General features: G+C 63.0%; 1 protein-coding gene. It reads right to left on the reverse strand.

Translation table 11 applies throughout. From position 1 onward, the window contains the following. Positions 1-736: condensation domain-containing protein (locus ABD287_RS18430; RefSeq protein ID WP_344174817.1), on the reverse strand; the 736-nt coding region annotated here is incomplete at both ends.

The raw sequence follows: 736 nt of genomic DNA on the forward strand, positions 1-736 counted from the left end.
AGCATGGTTTGGAAGAGGGGGTGGCGTGCCAGGGACCGCTGCGGATTCAACTCCTCCACCAGCCGCTCGAACGGCACATCCTGATGCCCAAACGCCGCCAGATCCACCTCCCGCACCCGCCCCAACAACTCACGGAACGACGGATCACCACCAGCATCAACCCGCAACACCAACGAATTCACAAAAAAGCCAACCAAACCCTCCAACCCAGCATCAGAACGACCCGCCACCGGCGTACCCACCGGCACATCAACACCAGCACCCAACCGCGACAACAAACCCACCAACGCCGCCTGCAACACCATGAACAAAGACGCCCGACCCGAACGCGCCAACCGCACCAACGCCCCATGCAACCCAGCCGGCACCACAAACCCGACCTCACCACCAAGCTGCGAAGACACCACCGGCCGCAACCGATCCGCCGGCAACGCCAACTCCACCGGCAACCCCGCCAACTGCTGCCGCCAAAACGCCAACTGCCGACTCAACCCCGAATCCGGATCACCCTCCGAACCCAACACCTGCCGCTGCCACAACACATAATCCACATACGACAGCGGCAACGCCGACCACCGCGGCACACCACCAGCACACCGCGCCGCATACGCCCGCGTCAGATCCGACGCCAACACCGGCATAGACCAACCATCCGCAGCCACGTGATGCACCACCACCACCAACACAAACTCCCGCTCACCGACCACCAACAACCGCACCAACAACGGCAGCTCAC

Source organism: Pilimelia columellifera subsp. columellifera, from assembly GCF_039532605.1.
GTDB lineage: Bacteria > Actinomycetota > Actinomycetes > Mycobacteriales > Micromonosporaceae > Pilimelia > Pilimelia columellifera.